Consider the following 15,542-nt stretch of genomic DNA (forward strand, 5'->3'; position numbering starts at 1 on the left):
AGGGCTGACCTCGACCTTCGCCTGATCATCGTCGGCGGTGCCCGATGAGAGTCTGGTCACCCGGGATCACCGCCGGGACCCCGGCGACCTCGCGATAGAGGTCTTCGAACGTGTCGAGCGTGGTGCCGATGGCGTGCGCGGCGATCAGTTCACTGCTGGCGGCGCCCATCCGGGCGGTCACCGCCGGGTCGGCGACGACCGAACGCAGCCGGTCCGCCAGCTCCCGGACGTCGCCCGGGGTGAACAGCCAGCCGTTGTGGCCGGGGCGGCACAGGTGCGGCAGCGCCATCGCGTCCGCGGCGACGACCGGCCTGCCGGCGGCCATCGCTTCCATCGTCGCCAGGCTCTGCAGTTCCGCGACGCCGGGCATGCAGAACACATCGGCGGCCGCGTAGGAGTCCAGCAGGTCGTCCTCGCCGACGAAGCCCCGGAACCGCACGCGCGCGGTGATGCCGAGCCGGTCCGCCAGCTGCTCCCACGCGGCCCGGCACGATCCGTCACCGACGATCTCGGCGTGCAGCCCCGGTATCAGGGCCACCGCGCGCAGCAGCTCGTCGACGCGCTTCTCCTCGTCCAGGCGGCCGACGAACAGAACCGTCGGGGCTTCGGTGTGCCGCACGGGTTCGCGCAGGCGGTACCGGTCGATGTCGATGCCGCACGAGACCGCGATCGCGCGGGCCGGGAAACCGTTGTCGTGCAAGAGTTTCACCGCGCGCGGGGTGGGTGCGGTGACGACGTCGGCCTCGTCGAAGACGTTCCGCAGGTCCCGCCATGCCCACCGGGACGCCGCGCGCTGAAGCCAGGCCGGGACGTGCAGGTGGCCGAAGAGGTTCTCCGGCATGAAGTGATTCGTTGCCACGGTGGGAATTCCGCGTGCCGACGCATGCCGCAGCACGTAGCGGCCGACCACGAAATGGGCTTGCACGTGGACCAGGTCGGGCGCCAGCCCGGTGAGCAAGGTCCGGACGTCTTTGCTGACCTCCCAAGGCAATCCGATGCGGAACGTCCGGTGGAACGGCGTCCGGTGCGAGCGCAGGCGGTGCACGGTGATCCCGTCGACGTACTCGGTGCGGGCCTCCCCCGCCGGGTCCACCGTGATCACGTGCACGTCATGGCCCCGACCGGCCAGACCGGTGGCCAGGCGGTGCGCGAAGCGCGCGGCGCCGTTCACGTCCGGCGGGAACGTCTCCGCCGCGAGCACGACACGCTGGACGCTTCCGGTGACGCGAGTCGCCGGTGCGGGCTCGGCGGGCTTGCGGGTCAGGGCCACCACGCCACCGATCGCCACGGCGGCGAAGGTCAGCTCGGCGAAAGCGGTCGGGCCGCTGAGATTGCCGGCCTCGCCGAGCAACCCGGCGCCGATGGCCACCGCGAACAGCGGGTCCACGACGGTCAGGCAGGCGACGGTCAGGTGCGGCGGCCCGGCGGCGTAGGCGTGCTGCACGAACCACCCGCCGACAAGCAGCGCGGCGACCATGCCCGCCACCGAGAAGACGGCCGCCCAGCCGACCGTGCCGTGCAGGGCGTCCTGCGAGACGGCCCGCATGAGGACCGAGACGTAGCCGTACGCGATCCCACCTGCCGCGCCGTAGGCGAGGGTGCGCAGCGCCGGCCGGGTGCCGAGCAGACCGAGGACCGCGATCAGCCCCAGCACGATCAGCCCGGCGTGGAATTCGGCGGTGGGCGTCACCGTGGTCGAGGCGGCGCTGCGGGCGGCGACGAACACGAACGCACCGACCCCGAACGTCGTCACCGCGACCAGCGGCAGCTCGCGCCGCCGGCCGTCGAGGAGCGCGGTGATCCCGATGGCGACCACGCCGACCGGTTGCACGACGGTCAGCGGCGCGATCCCCAGCGCCACCGCGTGCGCGCCCGCGCCGACCGCGCACAGCGCCAGGCCCGCGAGCCAGCGCGGGCGGCGCGGGAGATCGAGGACGCGCAGGGCCCCGGCCCCGGCGTGCACCGCGCCGTGCTGCCAGCGCGCACCGAGCGCGAACAGGACCGCGGCCACTACCGCGAGCAGGATGGCGAACGCCGTCATCGCGTCACCTCGCGGGTCGCGGCCGCCATCGCGAACAGCAGGCCGTAGAGCAGCGCGTACAGCACCCGCTCGAAAAGGCCCAGCAGCACCAGATCCGTGCCGATCGTCAGGTGCGTGAGCAGGAACGCGAACGACGCGAACCCCGCGGCGACGGCCAGCCGGTGCACCGCCGGGCTGGGCAGGAACCCGCGGGAGACCAGCCACCCCGCGAGCGGGAGGCTGATGAACATCGCCGCGCCCGCATACCGGTGCACGACACCGGAAAACGATGTCGGCACGCTCGCCGGGTCGGTCGGGAAGGCCGTCGCGATGAGCAGACCCGCCGACCACACCCCGAGTAGCACCGCCGCCGGACCGGACCGGGGCAGGCCACGCCTGATCAACATCAGCAGCAGCGCCACGGACGCGGCGGCGAGGCTCAGCGAGCCGACCGCCAGCAGCGCCGTCCCACCGGGGACGAAGACGTAATCGCTGACGACGGCGCTGACCGGGCTGAGCCGGCCGATCGCCGTGAGATGCAGGTAAAGAATGGGGATCAGGGAAAGGACGAGACCTGCGACGACCAGCACCGGCAGCGTGGACCGGGTTCTTTCCTGAATGGGGGTCACCAGGATCATCCTGCCGCCGGAATCCCGCGCGGAGATCGGGGAAATCCCTGAGGCGGACCCGGAGATATCCCGGCCCCATCGCTGAGAAAGGCTCAGGAACCCATTTGGCGGTAGGGATTTCCCTACCCCCGGGGTCCACTGTGGACGACGGTCCGGGAATTCACACCTCGATGTGCGAACCCATGATCACCGTGCGCTCGCGCGGCAGGTTGAAATACTCGGCGGCGTCCACGGCGATGTACGAGGTCGCGATGAACAACCGCTTGCGCCACCGCGCCATCGTCGGCTCGGTGCCGGTGCGCAGCTCGATCGTCGACAGGAAGTAGGACGCGTCGTCCAGGTCGAGCCTGCCCTCGGTCTGGGCCGGTTCGAGATGGCGCAGCGCCCGCGGCACGTCCGGGGTCTCCATGTACCCGAAGCGCGCGGTGACGTGGGTGATCCCGTCGTCGCCGTAACCGAGATCGTCGACGACCACCCGCCGGTTCACCGGTACCCGCGGCACCGGCTCGGTCTCGATGGACACGATCACCAGATGCTCGTGCCGCACATGGTTGTGGTCCACGTTGGCCCGCAGTGCGAGCGGCGCGGTTTCCTTGCCACGGTTGAGGAACACGGCCGTGCCCGGCACCCGGCGGATCAGCGCCGCCTTGTTCCGCAGCCGTTCCACGAACTCGTTCAGGGTCCCCTCGCGCCGCTCGCGTTCCGCGGTCACCACGATCCGGCCGCGCTGCCAGGTGATCATGATCGTGAACACCGTGACGCCGATCAGCAGCGGCAGCCACGCGCCGTGCAGCAGCTTCGTGAAGTTCGCCGCGAGGAACAGCAGGTCCACCACGAGCAGCACGGTCGCGCCGATGCCGACCAGCCAGGCCGGGGTGCCCCACTTGGCGCGGGCGATGAAGAAGAACAGGATGGTGGTGATGGTGATCGTGCCGGTCACCGCCATCCCGAAGGCGTAGGCCAGCGCGGCGGAGCTGCGGAACGCGAACACCAGCGTCAGCACCGAGACCAGCAGCAGCCAGTTGACCCACGGCACGTAGATCTGGCCGCGTTCGGTCGCCGAGGTGTGCGCGACCCGCAGCCGCGGCAGGTAGCCCAGCTGCGCGGCCTGCGACGTCACCGAGTACGCCCCGGTGATGACCGCCTGGGACGCGATCACGGTCGCCGCGGTCGCGAGCACGATCATCAGGATCCGGCCCCAGCCCGGCACCAGCAGGAAGAACGGGCTGGAGATGTTGGCCGGGTCGTCCAGGATCAGCGCGCCCTGGCCGAGATAGCTGAGCGTGCACGCGGGGAACACCAGGAAGATCCAGCCGCGGGTGATCGCCTTGCGGCCGAAATGCCCCATGTCGGCGTACAGCGCTTCGGCGCCGGTCACCGCGAGCACGATCCCGGCCAGCGCGAAGAACGCGATCCCGAAGTGGCCGGCCATGAACCCGATCGCGTAGGTCGGGGAAAGCGCTTCCAGGATCCCAGGGTGCCGCACGATGCCACCGACACCGGCGGCGCCGATGGCGGTGAACCACAGGATCATCACCGGCCCGAACACCCGCCCCACCGCGGCGGTGCCCCGGCGCTGGACCAGGAACAGCAGCACGATGATCACCGCGGTGATCGGCACGATCAGCTCTTCCAGCGACGGCTCGACCACCTTCAGGCCTTCGACCGCGGACAGCACCGAGATCGCCGGGGTGATCATGCTGTCGCCGAAGAACAGCGACGCGCCGAAGATCCCGGCCGCGGCGAGCACGAGCGCGGCGCGGCGGCCCCGCTGCCCGCTCCACCGGCGCAGCAGCGTGATCAGGGCCATGATGCCGCCCTCACCCTCGTTGTCGGCGCGCATCGCCAGCAGCACATAGGTGACCGTCACGATGATCATCACCGACCAGAACACCAGTGACACCACGCCGAACACGTTGTCCGTGCTCACCGGCACCGGATGCGGGTCGGCCGGGTTGAACACCGTCTGCAGGGTGTAGATCGGGCTCGTCCCGATGTCCCCGAACACCACGCCCAGCGCACCGATGACCAGTGCCAGCCGGACCGTGTCAGGCGCTTTTTCCGCTGTCGTCACGGTCGCGAACAGTACCGGCCGCTACAGCCAGTCGCGGCGGCGGAACATCACATACAGCCCGATGGAGAACACGACGATGGCGACTGTGGAGGTCCAGAAGCCCCAGTGCTGCTCGAGCCCGGGATACGGGATGTTCTGGCCGTAGAAGCCGGTGATGGCGGTGGGCACCGCGATGATCGCGGCCCAGCTGGTGACCTTCTTCATGATCGTGTTGAGCCGGTTGCCCTGCAGGCTCAGCTGGGTCTCGCGGATCGTGGTGACCAGGTCGCGCAGCGACTCGGTCCACTCACCGGCACGCAGCACGTGATCGTAGACGTCCTGGTAGTACGGCATCATCGTGTCGTCGACGACGTGCAGGTCGCGGCGCATCAGGGAGTTCACGACCTCGCGCATCGGCAGCACCACGCGGCGCAACGCGACCATGCTCTTGCGCAGGTGCAGCGAGCGGCGCTGCATCTCCTTGTAGTCGGCGTTGTCCGCGAACACGAGATCCTCCAGGCCCTCGATCTCCTCGTCCAGGGCCTGCACGGCGTCGAAGTGGCTGTCGACGATGTAGTCCAGCAGGCCGTGCACGAGGAACCCGACGCCGCTCTTGGCCAGCTCCGGCTCGCCGTCCCAGCGCGCGACGACCTCGTCGATCTCGAAGCCCTCGTCCTTGCGGACCGTGACCAGCGCCCGCTCGGTGAGGAACGCGGCCACCTCGCACTTGGCCAGCACCCCGGTCGCGGTGTCCAGCCGCACGGCGTAGGCGGTGAGGAAGGAGTGCGTGTCGTAGCGGTCGAGCTTCGGCCGCTGGTGCTCGTGCACCGCGTCCTCCACCGCGAGCCGGTGCAGGCTCAGCTCCTCGGCGATCGAGGCCAGGTCCTCCTCCGTGGGGCGGCACATGTCGAGCCACACCGTGGCACCCGGGTCGGCCAGGTGATCGGAGACGTCGGCGACCGGGAAGTTCTCCGCTTCCAGGACGCCGTTGCGGTAGAGCCTGGTACGCGCCATGGACGTCACAGTAGTGGGCGGTTATCCGACCTGGGCGAGGAACTCGTTGCGGCCGGCTTCTTCGCGGTAGTGCCAGGTGTCGCGGACGCACACGGGGCACCAGTGCCCGGCGGTGAGCACGAGTCTCGGGCTGCCGGTGAACTCGTGGCCGAACGCGCACCGCCAGGCCAGCGGCGTGGCGATGTCGCCGCGCCGCGCGTCGGTGCTCAGCAGCGCACCGCCGCGGAACCGGGCCACCGCGGTGTAGTCCACAGTGGACCAGTCTTCGTCCGGTTTGGACTCGTCGTAGCCGTGGTCGAGCAGTTTCGGGATCCGGTCGGGGGCCGGCGGGGTGAAAGTCGACCAGTCGCCGATGGCCTCCCACTCCGCGCGGGAGCCGAAATAGGCCCGGATCCGCTCGTCGTCGCCGTCGCGGACGAACGACATCGTGCCGCGCGGCTTCCCGGCGAGCGGTTTCATCACGAAGCGCTTGACCAGCCACGCCGGCACCCTGCCCGCCAGCCGGATCGACCGCGGCGCCGCGGCCAGGATGCGGGCCAGCGCGCCGTCGAACGTGTCCTCGCGGAACGGCACCAACTGCTGCAGGCGGTCGGAGTCGGTGTACCACTGGCCGTGGAAGTTCCTGGTGGCGAACCAGTTCCGGTCGTACCAGGCGCGCACGTCCGGGACGCCGACAGCGGCGGCCAGCCGGCTCTGCAGGTCCCAGTGTGTCAGCCGCCATTCCTCGCCGCCGCCGATGTTGTAGATGCCGCCCCACAGTCCGGCGGGCGTGTCGTCCTCGCAGATACCGGCCATGAGCCGGGCCGCGTCCTGTACGGACACCCATTCCATAGCGCCTTCCAGCGGGGTGTGCGTGATGATCGGGTCGCGGATCTCGAGCACGCCGGGATGGAAGATGCCGGTCTGGCGCAACCACACCCATTTCGGCAGACCGGAGTCGACCAGCGCCCGCTCGGCGATGATCTTGCTCTGCCCGTACTCGTCGTAGTGCGAAACCCGCAGCGGGTCGCCGATCCGGCCCCAGTGGTGCGGCGGGTTGCGGTCGCCGGTCTCGGCGATCGAACCGACCCCGACGACCCCGATCGCGCCCGGATCCGGCTGGGCCCGCACCGCCTCGATGATGTTGCGCATGCTGCCCACGTTGACCCGGTGGGCGAGCTCCGGGTGGTCGTCGGCGAACGGCGAGACCACCGCGCCCAGGTGCAGCACGAAATCCGCGCCACGGACACAGGTCTCGACCGCGGCGTAGTCGGTCAGGTCTCCGAAATGGACGGTCAGGTTGGGCATGGCGGCGAACTCAGCGATCGCCGCGCGCTCGGCGGGCAGCACGAGCGCCACGACGTCGAACCGCCCGGCCCGGCCGGCGAACTCACGCAGGATGTAGCGACCCCAGTTGCCGGTGGCACCAGTGAGGAAGACCCGCTTGCGGGTGCGCTGGCTCATGCCACCACGCTAGGCGATTACGGCGTTTACTTCAGGCGCTCAGTCGTGCAGGTGTTCCAGGTTCTCCAGGGCCGGCCGCGGCCGCGGCACGATCGTCGCAGGCGGCACCTCGGCGGTTTCCCGCACCAGACGGGCGAAGGCCGCCATGGCGAGCGCCCCGAGCGCGACCCCGGTCAGGATCACCGCCGCCAGGCCGCTCGCGGGCGTGAACACCAGGTTCCCGTGCCGCCCGAGCACGAACCCGTCGTGCAGGCACCAGCAGATGACCACCGTGCCGAGCGCGGCGGCGGGCGTGGTGACCGCGGCGACCCCGGCCACCGTGACCGTCAGCACGGCCACCGACCAGTCCGGATGTGCCGTCACCCCCGCCGCGACCGCGACGAGCGTGACCACGATGCCCGCCACGAAACCGAGCGGGAGCCCGTACCCGCCGAGTACCGGTGGCGCCGGCCAGCGTGATGTGCGCATACCCCCATCACACCGGCGGATCCGGCGCTCGGGCCGGTCCTTGCCACACCTCCTGCGCTCCGGCCGCCGGTTTTGACGCCGCCTTGACGCGGGTCCCGGCACCTGTCAACGCGGCGTCAAGGAATCCCGGATCGGTGTCGCCGGGTAGTCGAGGCCCGTTGGCCAGTCCCGGGGCCGTGGCGTGTCATTTCGCAGCCGGGCCGGACGACGCCCGAGGACGAAGGACCTGATGACCGACTTGGCTCTCCCCGGCGGGCGCGCGACGCGCTCCTCCCGCGTTCGCGGCGGGCTGCTCGACCCCGCGCTGCTGTGGCGAGCGCTGCCCGGCGCGCTGCGCAAGCTCAACCCGTTCACGTTGTGGCACAACCCGGTCATGTTCGGGGTCGAGGCCGGTTCGGTGCTCACCACCGTGCTGGCGGTCCTCGGGCCGGGCGTCTTCGCCTGGCTGATGACGGTGTGGCTGTGGCTGACCGTCGTGTTCGCGAACCTCGCCGAGGCGGTCGCCGAAGGCCGCGGCAAGGCACAGGCCGACAGCCTGCGCCGCACCCGCCGGCAGACCACCGCGCGGCGCCTTGCCGGGCCCGGCTGGCCGGTCGAGGAGACCGTCGCCGCCGCGGATCTCGCCCTCGGCGACCTGGTGGTCGTCACGGCGGGCGAGATCGTGCCCGGTGACGGCGACGGCGTCGAGGGCATCGCGAGCATCGACGAGTCGGCCATCACCGGCGAGTCCGCGCCCGTGATCCGCGAGGCGGGCGGCGATCGCAGCGCGGTCACCGGTGGCACCACCGTGCTGTCGGACCGGATCGTCGTGCGGATCCGGCAGCAGCCGAGGCAGAGCTTCCTGGACCGGATGATCCGCCTCGTCGAAGGCGCCAACCGGCAGCGGACGCCGAACGAGATCGCGCTGACGATCCTGCTCGTCGCGCTGACCGTGGTGTTCCTGGTGGCCGTGGTGACGCTGCAGCCGCTCGCGATCTTCTCGAAGCAGTTCCAGGCCGCCGCCCCGGACACGCAGGCGATCACCGGCGCCGGGGTCAGCGGGATCGTGCTGGTGTCGCTGCTGGTGTGCCTGATCCCGACGACGATCGGCGGGCTACTGTCCGCGATCGGCATCGCCGGGATGGACCGGATGGTGCAGCGCAACGTGCTCGCGATGTCCGGTCGCGCCGTCGAGGCCGCGGGCGACGTGCACACCCTGCTGCTGGACAAGACCGGCACCATCACCTTCGGCAACCGGCGCGCCACCGGGTTCCTGCCGGTCCCAGGTGTCGGTGAACTCGTGCTCGCCCGCGCGGCACGGCTGGCGAGCCGCCGGAAGGCCGGTCCGTCGTCGCGCACGCCAAGGACCACTACGACATCCGCCTCCAGTCCGAGGCGGAGCTGGCGCACGCGCGGTGGGTCGAGTTCAGTGCCCAGACCCGGATGTCCGGTGTGGACACCGGCGAACGCGCACTGCGCGAGGGCGCGGCGGCATCGGTCGCCGAGTGGGTACGCGAACGGGGCGGCATCGTTCCCTCCACTTTGGATGGTCTGGTCGAGAAGATCTCCGCCGCGGGCGGCACCCCGCTCGTCGTCGCGCCGACGCTGATCCTCGTGTTCACCGCGATCGCGATGGCGATCCCGTCGGCGCGCGCGTCGATGGGCAACGGCGGGCCGCACGGCCGGTATCTGCCGATCCTGCTTGTGCTCGCGCTGGCCGGGAGCCTCGCCACCCAGTCCCCCGGCGCCACCACCGCCGGCACGCTGCGGGCGAGCGGCGCGAACTTCATCGTGCTGACCACCGGAGCCGCGTTGATCCTGGCGCTGCTGAACTTCCTGCCCGCCCTGTCACTAGGACCGCTCGCCGGCGGCTGACACGGCCGTGGCCCCACCGCCGAGTTGGCCCGCCATGTCGCCGTGTTTGCCCGCCACGTCAGTGAGTTGGCCACCTGCGTCGGTGACTTTGCCCGCCACGTCACTCAGTTGGCCCGCCGCGCCGCCGTGTTGGCCCGCCACGTCGGTGACTTTGCCGCCCGCGCGGCCAACTCACCGACGCCACCGGCCAACACGCGCGCGCCACCGGCCAACACGGCTGTGGGGCTGGGCGGCTAGTGGCCGAAGGCGGAGTCGAACGACGCCGCCGGGGGTTCGATTGAGGCGAGCCGGCGGATGAAGGCCAGCGCGTCCGGGGCGCCGGCGAGGCGGTCCATGCCGGCGTCTTCCCATTCGATCGAGATCGGGCCGTGGTAGCCGATCGCATTCAGGGCGCGGAAGCAGTCCTCCCACGGTACCTCGCCGTGGCCGGTGGACACGAAGTCCCAGCCGCGCCGCAGATCGCCCCACGGCAGGTGCGAGCCCAGCCGTCCGTTGCGGCCGTTGCCCACCCGGCGCCGCGCGTCCTTGCAGTCCACGTGGTAGATCCGGTCGGCGAAATCGAGCAGGAACGACACCGGATCCAGGTCCTGCCACAGGAAATGGCTCGGATCCCAGTTCAGGCCGAACGCCTCGCGGTGCCCGATCGCATCGAGGGTGCGCACCGTGGTCCAGTAGTCATAGGCGATCTCCGTCGGGTGCACCTCGTGCGCGAACCGCACGCCGGAATCGTCGAACACGTCGAGGATCGGGTTCCACCGGTCGGCGAAATCGGTGTAGCCGCGCTCGATCATGGACTCGGGCACCGGCGGGAACATCGCGACGGTGTGCCAGATCGACGAACCGGTGAACCCGATCACCGTGTCCACGCCCAGCTTCGCGGCCGCACGGGCGGTGTCCTTCATCTCCTCCGCCGCGCGCCGCCGCACTCCCTCGGGCTCGCCGTCGCCCCAGATCCGCGCGGGCAGGATCGCCTGGTGCCGCTCGTCGAGCGGGTGGTCACACACCGCTTGGCCGAGCAGGTGGTTCGAGATCGCCCACACCTTGAGATCGTACTTTTCCAGCAGGTCAAGCCTTCCGCGGACATACGAGTCGTCAGCGACCGCTCTGTCCACTTCGAAATGATCCCCCCAGCAGGCGATCTCCAAACCGTCGTAGCCCCATTCGGAAGCCAGCTTGCAGACCTGTTCGAACGGCAGGTCGGCCCACTGGCCGGTGAACAGGGTGATCGGGCGCGGCATCGTCACTCCCCTCCGGTTTACCATGGACTGTCCACTGTGGTCCAGATACTGGATTCCGCGGAACTGCGCTCGACGGCGTCCAGCACCCGTTGTACCGCCAGTCCGTCTACAAAGGACGGCTCCGGATCGGTCCCTTCACCAATCGCGATCAGCAGGTCGAGCGCCTGGTGGGTGAACCCGTGCTCGTAACCGAGTCCGTGCCCCGGCGGCCACCAGCCGCGCAGGTACGGGTGGTCCGGCTCGGTCACCACGACGCGGGTGAAGCCACGCAGGTCCGGGGGCGCCGTGCCGTCGTGGAACCACAGCACGTTCATGTCCTCGAAGTCGAACGCTAGGCTGCCGGCCGAACCGTTCAGCTCGATCCGGATGGAGTTCTTGCGCCCCAACGCGAACCGGGTCGCTTCGAACGTCGCGAGGGCGCCGCCGGTGAACCGGCCGAGGAACACCGCGGCGTCGTCCACGGTGACGATCCCGGTCCCGTCCCCGTCCGGCCGTTCCTTGACGAAGGTCTCCAGCGTCGCGCTCACCCCGGTCAGCCGCTCCCCCGTCAGGAACTGGGTGAGGTCGACGATGTGCGCGCCGATGTCGCCGAGCGCGCCCGACCCGGCGCGGTCCTTCTCCAGCCGCCAGCTCATCGGCGCCCGCGGATCGGACAGCCAGTCCTGCAGGTACTGCGCCCGCACATGCCGGACGGTGCCGATGCGGCCTTCCGCAACGAACCGCCGGGCGAGCGCGATCGCCGGCACGCGGCGGTAGGTGAAGCCGACCATCGACCGCACGCCGCGCGCCCGGGCCCGCTCGGCGGCCTCGGCCATCACCTCCGCCTCGGCCACCGAGTTGGCGAGTGGTTTCTCGCACAGCACATGCTTTCCCGCGTCCAGCGCGGCGATCGCGATCTCCGCGTGCGTGTCGCCGGGCGTGCAGATGTCGATCAGGCCGATGTCGTCCCGGTCGATCAGCGCACGCCAGTCGGTTTCCACCGACTCCCAGCCGAACCTCTCGGCGGTGTCGCGGGCGGCCTGCTCGTCGCGCCCGGCGAGCGCGACGAGCCGTGGTGCGAGTGGCGGGTCGAAGAAGCTACGGGCACCGCGCCAGCCCTGGGAATGCGCCCTTCCCATGAACGCGTAGCCGATCATGCCGATGCCCAGTGTCCCGTGGCTCATCGCTCCCCTTCCGATCGCGGTTTCCGGTCAGGACTCGAAACCCAGTGGCAGGTACTTGTCCACATTGGACTTGGTGACGACCGGGGCGTTGAGCACGATCCGGCGCGGCACCTCGACCTGCACCAGATCGGACAGTCCCTTGTTCTGCACCAGGAGCCGGGCCAGCCGGATCCCGTCGGCGGCCTGGGTCGGCGGGTAGAGCACGGTCGCCTCCATCGAGCCTTCCTGGATCCAGCGCATCGCGTTCTTCGAGCCCGCGCCGCCGATGAAGGCGAACTCGTGCCGGTTGGCGTTGTCGAACGCGGCCTTGACGCCGACGCCCTGGTCGTCGTCGTGGTTCCAGATGATGTCGATCCGCGGCGCGGCCTGCAGCAGGTTCGACGCGGCGGCCTCGCCGGACTCGACGGTGAACTGCGCCGCGACCCGGTTGTCGACCGTCTGCCCGCACGCCCGCAGCGCGTCCGCGAACCCGCGCGAACGGTCCTGGGTCAGCGGCAGCGAGTCGATACCGGCGATCTCCGCGATCACCGGGTTGCCCAGGTTCTTGCTCCGCACCAAACCACAGGCGTAGGTGCCGGCCGAGATGCCCATCCCGTAGTTGTCGCCGAGGATCGTGACCCGGGAGGCGAAATCGCTGGAGAACTCGCGGTCCACGTTGACCACCGGGATCCCGGCGTTCATCGCCTTGCGCGCGACCTCGGTCAGCGCCGCCCCGTCGATCGGCAGCAGCACGATCGCGTCCACGTGATCGTTGATGAACGTCTCGATCTGGCTGATCTGCAGGCTCGCGTCGTTGGTGCCTTCGGCGACCCGCAGGTCGATGTCGGGGTATTTCTTCGCCTCCGCCTGCGCGGTCGAGTTGATCGCGCCGAGCCAGCCGTGATCGGCCTGCGGGCCGGAGAAGCCGATCACCACCTTCTCGCCCGGCGTGTCGTTGGAACTGCCCGCGTTCACGGGCGCGTCCGCGGCCGGCTGCGGTTCGGAGTTGCTGGTGCAGCCCGCCACGAGCGTGCCCGCGGCGGCGAGTATTCCCAGTGCGGTCAACAGTTTCCGGGCAGGACGAACTGACCAGGACATGGTTTCTCCTCCGTTGCGGTACTGATCGGTGGGTTGTCAGGTGCGCTCGCGCGTGGCGAAGCGGCGCTGGATGAGGACGGCGACCACGATGATCGCGCCCTTCGCGACCGCCTGGGTCGAGGTGTCGAGGTTGTTCAGCGTGAACACGTTGGTGAGCGTGGTGAAGATCAGCACCCCGAAGACGGTGCCGACGATCGTGCCCCGGCCGCCCGACAGCAGCGTGCCGCCGATCACCACCGCCGCGATCGCGTCCAGTTCGTACAGGCTGCCGTGCGTCGAGGTGCCCGCGGTGGTGCGCGCCATCAGCATCACGGCGGCGATCCCGCACGCGACACCCAGCAGCACGTAGAGCAATGCGGTGTGCCGCTTGACTTTCATGCCCGCCAAGCGCGCGGCCTCGGCGTTGCCGCCGACGGCGATCGTGCGGCGGCCGAACGTCGTCCGGTTGAGCACGATCCAGCCGGTCACGGCGACGAGCGCGAAGATGATCACGAGCACCGGGATGCCCGCGACATCACCGCCGAAAAAGTCGACGAACCCGCGTTCGCGCACGATCTGGGTCTTCTTCTGCGAGATGATCTCGGCGAGTCCGCGCGCGGCGGCGAGCATCGCCAGCGTGGCGATGAACGCGGTGATCCGGCCGTAGGCGATGAGGATCCCGTTGACCAGCCCGCACCCCGCGCCGACCAGGATCGCGGTGAACACCATGACGATCCAGTGGAAGTCGGTCGCCAGTTTCTGGGTGGCAAGGGTGGTCGCCCACACCGAGGACAGCGCGACGATCGCGCCGACGGACAGGTCGATGCCGCCGCCGATGATCACGAACGTCATGCCGACGCTGACCACGCCGATCACGGACGCGAGCCGCAGGATCGTGGTCAGGTTTTCGATGCTGCCGAACCGGTCCCCCGCCGTGACGATCCCGATCACGCACAGCAGGGCGAGTGCCACCACCAGCCCGAGGTTGCGGCCGATCGGTCCGGAAAGGACGGTCGTCACCCGGCTCGCCGGTTTCGGCGCGGGCGGCGAGCCGGGTTTCGCCGTGGTTTCGTGCGTGGTCACGCGACCTCCCCTTCCAGCACCAGGTCGAGCACGCGGTGTTCGTCGATCGACTCGGCCGGCCCGTCGAGCACCACGGCGCCGTCGGAGATCACCAGCACCCGGGTGGACAGGCCGATGACCTCCTCGATCTCGCTCGAGACCACGACCACGGCGAGCCCCCCTGCGGCCAGCCGGTGGATGAGCGCGTAGATCTCCGAGCGGGCGCCGATGTCGACACCGCGGGTCGGTTCGTCCAGCAGCAGCACCTTGCAGCCGCGCAGCAGCCAGCGCGCGAGCACGACCTTCTGCTGGTTCCCGCCGGACAGCGTGCGTGCCTCTCTGTCCACATCGGATGGACGGATGTCGAGTTCGCGCACCAGGTTCTCGGCGCTGCGACGTTCGGCGCCGAGCCGGACGAACCCGCCGCGCGCGAACCGGCCGAGGCTGGCGGCGATGATGTTGCGGCTGACCGGTTCGCCGAGGAACAACGCCTGGCTCTTGCGTTCCTCCGGGCACAGCCCGATTCCGGCCGCGACCGCGGCGCCGACGCCGCCCGGCCGGACCCGCTTCCCGCCGACCTTCACGGTGCCCGTGCCGGGCGCGCGGGCACCGTAGATCGTCTCCAGGATCTCCGAGCGCCCGGACCCGACCAGCCCCGCGAGCCCGACGACCTCACCGGGCCGCACCTGGAAGCTCACGCCGGAGAACTCGCCGTCGCGCGACAGGTTCTCGACTTCCAGCAGCGGCTCGGCGTAAGTCGTCTCGCCGCGCGGCGGGAAGACGTACTCGATCGCGCGGCCCGTCATGAGCCGGATGATCTCGCTGGTCGGGGTGTCGGCGACTGGGAGGCCGGTGGCGACCGTGCGACCGTCCTTGAGCACCGTGACGCGGGTGCCGATCTGCCGGATCTCGTCGAGCCGGTGCGAGATGTAGACAACCGCGACCTCCTCCTCGGTGAGGTCGCGGATGACCCGGAACAGCCGCTGGACCTCTTCCTGGTCGAGCACGGCGGACGGCTCGTCCATGATGATCAGCCGCACGTCGTGGGACAGGGCGCGCGCCATGCTGACGATCTGCTTGCCGGCCGCGGGCAGCCCGCCGACGTCGGTAGTCGGCCGGATTTCGGGATGCCCAAGGCGTTTCAGCAAGGCGGCGGCCGCGCGGTTGGCCTCGGTGCGACGGCTGAAGCCGAGGTGCGCGTGCTCGTGGCCGAGGAAGATGTTCTCCGCGACCGAAAGCCCGTCGACGAGGTCGAGTTCCTGGTAGATCGTGGCGATGCCCAGCCGCATCGCGGCCTGCGGGTCGGGCAGCCGCACCGGCTCGCCGCGCCAGGCGATCTCGCCCCCGTCCGGCTGGTGCGCCCCGGAGAGCACCTTGATCAGGGTCGACTTGCCCGCGCCGTTCTGCCCGAGCAGGCAGTGCACCTCGCCCGCCGTGACGTCGAGGTCGATGCCGTCCAGCGCGCGTACTCCGGGGAACAGCTTGACGATTCCCCGCATCGACAGGAGCTTCCCCGATCCTGTGTCCATGCCGGTGAGGGTA

The 15,542-nt window shown here is 70.2% G+C and carries 11 protein-coding genes and 1 pseudogene; 1 reads left to right on the forward strand and 11 read right to left on the reverse strand.

The window, feature by feature from the left end:
* Positions 1-25 precede the first annotated feature (25 nt).
* The 6 genes from LOZ83_RS21170 to LOZ83_RS21195 form a co-directional block, all read right to left on the reverse strand.
* Positions 26-2,041: a glycosyltransferase gene (locus LOZ83_RS21170; protein ID WP_236792710.1), complete on the reverse strand. Its 2,016-nt coding sequence runs from the start codon at positions 2,039-2,041 to the stop codon at positions 26-28.
* Positions 2,038-2,649, reverse strand: a complete 612-nt coding sequence (locus tag LOZ83_RS21175; RefSeq protein ID WP_236792712.1) for a DUF998 domain-containing protein — start codon at positions 2,647-2,649, stop codon at positions 2,038-2,040. Before LOZ83_RS21175 ends, LOZ83_RS21170 begins: the two co-directional genes overlap by 4 nt.
* 160 nt (positions 2,650-2,809) lie before the next feature.
* Complete coding sequence (locus tag LOZ83_RS21180) at positions 2,810-4,723, reverse strand: potassium transporter Kup (RefSeq protein WP_236792715.1); 1,914 nt, start codon at positions 4,721-4,723, stop codon at positions 2,810-2,812.
* A 21-nt stretch (positions 4,724-4,744) separates the two neighbouring features.
* Positions 4,745-5,716, reverse strand: a complete 972-nt coding sequence (locus LOZ83_RS21185; protein ID WP_236792717.1) for a magnesium transporter CorA family protein — start codon at positions 5,714-5,716, stop codon at positions 4,745-4,747.
* A 21-nt stretch (positions 5,717-5,737) separates the two neighbouring features.
* The gene (locus LOZ83_RS21190) at positions 5,738-7,159 is read right to left on the reverse strand and encodes an NAD(P)-dependent oxidoreductase (protein WP_236792718.1); all 1,422 of its coding nucleotides are present in this window, start codon (positions 7,157-7,159) and stop codon (positions 5,738-5,740) included.
* A 39-nt stretch (positions 7,160-7,198) separates the two neighbouring features.
* Positions 7,199-7,627 (reverse strand): hypothetical protein, encoded by a 429-nt coding sequence (locus LOZ83_RS21195; protein WP_236792720.1) that lies wholly within the window; start codon positions 7,625-7,627, stop codon positions 7,199-7,201.
* 229 nt (positions 7,628-7,856) lie between these two features.
* On the opposite strand from LOZ83_RS21195, the pseudogene LOZ83_RS21200 reads away from it, so the two are divergent.
* Positions 7,857-9,481, forward strand: a pseudogene (locus LOZ83_RS21200) (HAD-IC family P-type ATPase).
* Between the two features lie 233 nt (positions 9,482-9,714).
* Here the strand turns inward: LOZ83_RS21200 and LOZ83_RS21210 are convergent.
* From LOZ83_RS21210 to LOZ83_RS21230, 5 genes are read right to left on the reverse strand one after another with little or no spacing between them, the layout of a single operon-like run.
* On the reverse strand, positions 9,715-10,719 hold the full coding sequence (locus LOZ83_RS21210; protein ID WP_236792722.1) for a sugar phosphate isomerase/epimerase: 1,005 nt from the start codon (positions 10,717-10,719) through the stop codon (positions 9,715-9,717).
* A gap of 17 nt (positions 10,720-10,736) precedes the next feature.
* Complete coding sequence (locus LOZ83_RS21215; protein WP_236792723.1) at positions 10,737-11,882, reverse strand: Gfo/Idh/MocA family protein; 1,146 nt, start codon at positions 11,880-11,882, stop codon at positions 10,737-10,739.
* A gap of 27 nt (positions 11,883-11,909) precedes the next feature.
* Positions 11,910-12,959, reverse strand: coding sequence for a substrate-binding domain-containing protein (locus tag LOZ83_RS21220; RefSeq protein ID WP_236792724.1), 1,050 nt, complete (start codon positions 12,957-12,959; stop codon positions 11,910-11,912).
* A gap of 36 nt (positions 12,960-12,995) precedes the next feature.
* Positions 12,996-13,958: an ABC transporter permease gene (locus LOZ83_RS21225; protein ID WP_236793513.1), complete on the reverse strand. Its 963-nt coding sequence runs from the start codon at positions 13,956-13,958 to the stop codon at positions 12,996-12,998.
* Positions 13,959-14,017: 59 nt separating this feature from the next.
* Positions 14,018-15,529: a sugar ABC transporter ATP-binding protein gene (locus tag LOZ83_RS21230; protein ID WP_236792725.1), complete on the reverse strand. Its 1,512-nt coding sequence runs from the start codon at positions 15,527-15,529 to the stop codon at positions 14,018-14,020.
* Between the last annotated feature and the right edge of the window lie 13 nt (positions 15,530-15,542).

This window comes from Amycolatopsis sp. GM8, assembly GCF_021653975.1.
In the GTDB taxonomy this organism is placed as follows: domain Bacteria; phylum Actinomycetota; class Actinomycetes; order Mycobacteriales; family Pseudonocardiaceae; genus Amycolatopsis_E.

Coding starts and splice junctions, on each gene's coding strand:
- LOZ83_RS21170 (WP_236792710.1), bottom strand. CDS start 2,041: ATGACGGCGTTCGCCATCCTGCTCGCGGTAGTGGCCGCGGTCCTGTTC.
- LOZ83_RS21190 (WP_236792718.1), bottom strand. CDS start 7,159: ATGAGCCAGCGCACCCGCAAGCGGGTCTTCCTCACTGGTGCCACCGGC.
- LOZ83_RS21195 (WP_236792720.1), bottom strand. CDS start 7,627: ATGCGCACATCACGCTGGCCGGCGCCACCGGTACTCGGCGGGTACGGG.
- LOZ83_RS21230 (WP_236792725.1), bottom strand. CDS start 15,529: ATGGACACAGGATCGGGGAAGCTCCTGTCGATGCGGGGAATCGTCAAG.
- LOZ83_RS21210 (WP_236792722.1), bottom strand. CDS start 10,719: ATGCCGCGCCCGATCACCCTGTTCACCGGCCAGTGGGCCGACCTGCCG.
- LOZ83_RS21215 (WP_236792723.1), bottom strand. CDS start 11,882: ATGAGCCACGGGACACTGGGCATCGGCATGATCGGCTACGCGTTCATG.
- LOZ83_RS21220 (WP_236792724.1), bottom strand. CDS start 12,959: ATGTCCTGGTCAGTTCGTCCTGCCCGGAAACTGTTGACCGCACTGGGA.
- LOZ83_RS21185 (WP_236792717.1), bottom strand. CDS start 5,716: ATGGCGCGTACCAGGCTCTACCGCAACGGCGTCCTGGAAGCGGAGAAC.